The organism is bacterium (genome assembly GCA_029210545.1).
In the GTDB taxonomy this organism is placed as follows: domain Bacteria; phylum BMS3Abin14; class BMS3Abin14; order BMS3Abin14; family BMS3Abin14; genus JARGFV01.
In genome coordinates, this window is the sequence record JARGFV010000176.1 from 1 (window position 1) to 3,109 (window position 3,109).

Annotated in this window: 4 protein-coding genes; all 4 read left to right on the top strand. The window is 53.2% G+C overall.

Annotated elements, in window-relative coordinates; translation table 11 throughout:
• Positions 1-140: 140 nt before the first annotated feature.
• Positions 141-533: a hypothetical protein gene (locus P1S46_11985; GenBank protein MDF1537189.1), complete on the top strand. Its 393-nt coding sequence runs from the start codon at positions 141-143 to the stop codon at positions 531-533.
• A gap of 167 nt (positions 534-700) precedes the next feature.
• Positions 701-1,129 carry a 50S ribosomal protein L13 gene (rplM, locus tag P1S46_11990; GenBank protein MDF1537190.1) on the top strand — a complete coding sequence of 143 codons (429 nt, stop codon included), beginning with the start codon at positions 701-703 and terminating at the stop codon, positions 1,127-1,129.
• Between the two features lie 47 nt (positions 1,130-1,176).
• Entirely contained in the window at positions 1,177-1,569 is a 393-nt protein-coding gene (rpsI, locus tag P1S46_11995) for a 30S ribosomal protein S9 (GenBank protein MDF1537191.1), read from the top strand.
• 427 nt (positions 1,570-1,996) lie between these two features.
• Entirely contained in the window at positions 1,997-3,040 is a 1,044-nt protein-coding gene (gene argC / locus P1S46_12000; GenBank protein MDF1537192.1) for an N-acetyl-gamma-glutamyl-phosphate reductase, read from the top strand.
• Positions 3,041-3,109: the final 69 nt, after the last annotated feature.

Consider the following 3,109-nt stretch of genomic DNA (forward strand, 5'->3'; position numbering starts at 1 on the left):
TCGATCCGGGCGCCCTTCCCAGGCGCGGCTTGTCATTGATTTGGGCGCCCCGCGCGGGGCGCGTTGATGGACTTTTTTCGAGTCCATCATTCTTGACACCGTCCATTCTGTCCCCTATATTTCCACAGCAGGGAGGATATATGGATTTTTTATCACCGGTAGTCGGGACAGTCACAGGGATCGAAGTCGCGATGTGGAAGGACATCCTCCTGTTCGCGTTCAAAGTCATCGTGTTCGTCATCCCTTTCATCGTCATCGGTCTCTTTATCGAATATGATGTCGGTCATGTCACTGTGGTCAACCGCATGATCAAGTTCGGGATCGTTTTCCTTTTTTTTGTACCGCCCTTCCTGTTCGGCATACTCAACTACTTTGCTCCCGGGATGCCGGAAACGTTCTGGGAGAGCTACCCGCTAATTGAGAACTTCTGGATCATGGAAGGGAAGCTGGCTCCCCTGCTGCTCTCAGGTCTGGTGCTGATCTATTTTCTTCTTTATTCCCTTGAGACTGTGCGAGGCGATCTCACGAACTGAAGTTGAAAAAAACCCTGTGCACAAGTGCACCGGTGCACTTGTGCACAAGATCTTTCTATGGTTGTTACACTGTGTTGCACTGTTGACATAGGTGTGCTTTTGTACTAACTTCCACCGTTCACCATTGGGGTTTATTGATATTCAAAAAGGACAAAGGCAGATACAAAATGAAGACTTTTACAGCCAAAAAGGAAACTGTCGATCGGCAGTGGGTGATCGTGGATGCTCAGGATCAGGTCCTCGGCCGGTTGGCTTCCAGGATCGCCCACATTCTCAGGGGTAAGAACAAACCGGTTTTTACCAACCACGTAGACACAGGCGATTTCGTCGTCGTCGTGAACGCTGAGAAGATCCGCCTTACCGGCAATAAACTGGACGAAAAAATATACTACCGGCATTCGGGATATCCTGGAGGCATCAAGAGCAGGACGGCAAGGGAGATGCTCGAGAAAAAGCCCGAGCAGGTGATCAAGAGCGCCGTCAAGGGCATGCTGCCCAAGAACCGTATCGGGAGCAAACTTATCTCCAAGCTCAAGATCTATGCCGGTCCGGATCATCCCCACGAGGCCCAGCAGCCCCAAAAGATCGAACTTTGATAGAGTCGCAAAAAGTCCAATCCGGAACTTTAAATTAAGGAATTGACATGACGGAAAATCAGGTTTTCAGCACCGGCAGAAGAAAGACTTCGGTCGCGAGGGTTTATCTTGTTCCTGGTGAAGGACGTGTTCTCATCAACAAGAAGGACGCCGACGAGTATCTTGGAAGAGCTACGCTCAAGATGATCATCATGCAGCCTTTCGAGGTGACCGGCACGACAGGCCAGTTTGATGTCAAGGTCAATGTCAACGGCGGCGGTATCAGCGGCCAGGCGGGGGCCATCAAGCACGGCATCAGCAGGGCGCTGCTAAAGGTCTCCGACGAGCATCGGAAGCCTCTCAAAAAAGCCGGTTATCTAACCCGTGACGCTCGCGAGGTTGAGAGAAAGAAATATGGCCAGAGCGGCGCTCGTGCCAGGTTCCAGTTCAGCAAACGTTGATCGGAAATCCGGCAATATTTTCAAAAAGGAAGGGCAGCCGCCCTTCCTTTTTTTTCGGGTTGGAGCGAAAGAACTGGTTCTTCCGTGACAGGCAGCCGCGGCCGGCTGAAGGCCGCTCCACCCGTCTTTGTCCTTCGGACTTCCGTCTTCGTCACGCCTTTCTGTCGCAGCGTAGTCACGCCTTTTGAGTGGCGAAGACGGGTGTACCCGTGGTTAAAATCTTTTAAATGAACCGGGGTGATACCACCAAGGTACGCATTAACCGGATGAACCGTAATTATTGGAATTACGTGGTGTTTTAAAAACATGCCATTTTCCACAAACTCCCAGATCAATCAATTAGCTGCTTTATCTTTCTTTTCACGAGCCTGACTAAGTGGTAATTTGTCTCATTAAGGATAACATTCACGAACGGGGAGATTGAAACATGATCAGGGTCGGGATCGTCGGCGCCACCGGTTATACCGGCATGGAGCTTGTCAGGATACTGGATGCACATCCCGGGGCCAGGGTCTGTTACGCGACATCGAGAAGATGGAGCGGAAAAAGGCTGTCGGAAGCTGTCGGACACCTTGCGGGAGCACCGGAAATTGTCCTCTCCGTTTTCCACCCCGCCGAGGCCATTGAGGCGGCCGAGCTTTTTTTCGTCTGCCTGCCCCACGGTGAGGCGATGGAAACTGTTGGACAGCTCAGGGAGGCCGACGCCATGGTGGTGGACCTGTCCGCGGATTTCAGGCTGGCCGATCCGGCACTTTATGAGATGTGGTACGGCGAGCACACGCGGAAAGGCCTCCTCCCTCAGGCTGTTTACGGGATGCCGGAACTACACAGGGAAAAGATCACCGGGGCGCGGCTCGTAGCTAACCCGGGATGCTACCCTACCAGTGTGCTCCTTGGGGTTGTTCCCCTGCTGGAATCGGGGACCGTCCATTCCGAAGGGATCGTAGCAGACAGTAAATCCGGTGTGACCGGCGCCGGCAGGGAACCTAAACCGAACCTCCACTTTCCCGAGGTCGCCGGTAACTTTTCCGCTTACAATATCGCCGGGCATCATCGGCACATCAGCGAAATGGAACAGGAACTCCGGCGCGTTGCCGGAGGGGAGGTGAAACTTACATTTACGCCGCACCTTCTTCCTGTGAACAGAGGGATCCTGTCTACCATTTACGCCCGCCCGGTGTCGAAACCTGATGAGCGTAAGGTTGTCAATCTGTTTGCCGAACGGTATCAGGACGAGCCCTTTGTGCGGGTCAGGGGATCGGACCAGCCGCTGCCGGGTCTTGCCGATGTCAGGGGCACCAACATGTGCATTATCGCCCCGAGGGTTGACTCGAGGACAGGGACGGTGGTTGTCATTTCGTGTATCGACAATCTTGTCAAGGGAGCCGCAGGGCAGGCAGTCCAGAATATGAACCTAATAACCGGCCAGGATGAGGTCACCGGTCTGAGCCATCTGCCTCTCCACCCCTAGCCCGCCTTATTCATGATGCAAATGAGATGTCAGCTAACTGTGTGGCAATTAAAGATAAATGGGAATGGC